The following is a 750-nucleotide window of genomic DNA, read 5'->3' on the forward strand; positions in this document are numbered from 1 at the left end:
AGCCACTCGGGTTCGAGATCCTCGTCGACGGCGGACGCGCCCTGAGGGCCGGCAGGGGTGTAGTCGACACGCATCGACGCCAGATCGGCGTGCTCGTCCGCACTCGGAGGCAGCCCCTCGGCGTTCTCGGCGCCGGGCCGTGGATCGGTGGACACGATGCTGGACACTACTCCCGGGTATCCGGGCGCCGATCCTCCCGCCCGGGGGACTACAGTCGCACCGACGAACGGAGTGGGGCGCCGATCACATCCGCCGAGTCCCGCTTCACCGGCAGTGCTGCCCGGACCGGGTTGCACCGAACGAGGAGAGCCCAACCGTCATGGCATCGCGCGCGTCTGTACCCGAGGATTTCGTCGCCGGCCTCGAAGGCGTGGTCGCCTTCACCAGTGATATCGCCGAACCCGACAAGGACGGCGGTTCGCTGCGCTACCGCGGCGTCGACATCGAGGATCTCGTCACGCGCGGGGTCACGTTCGGGGACGTGTGGGCCCTGCTGGTCGACGGCAGGTTCGGCCAGGGCCTGCCCCCGGCCGAGCCGTTCCCCCCGCCGATCCACACCGGCGACGTCCGTGTCGACGTCCAGGCCGGCCTGGCGATGCTCGCCCCCATCTGGGGCTTCGAGCCGCTGCTCGACATCGACGACGCCACCGCGCGGGAGAACCTCGCCCGCGCCGCCGTGATGGCCCTGTCGTACGTCGCGCAGTCCGCGCGCGGCATCTATCAGCCCGCCGTGCCGCAGAAGCGCATCGA

1 protein-coding gene is annotated in these 750 nt (G+C 70.9%); it reads left to right on the forward strand.

Features of this window, described 5'->3' with window-relative positions; translation table 11 throughout:
• Positions 1–319: 319 nt before the first annotated feature.
• Positions 320–750, forward strand: a 431-nt coding sequence (locus OEY_RS0106825) for a citrate/2-methylcitrate synthase (protein WP_010593146.1), incomplete at its 3' end; no start/stop codon positions are given.

It is taken from the genome of Rhodococcus sp. P14 (assembly GCF_000256505.1).
Taxonomy (GTDB): Bacteria; Actinomycetota; Actinomycetes; order Mycobacteriales; family Mycobacteriaceae; genus Rhodococcus; species Rhodococcus ruber.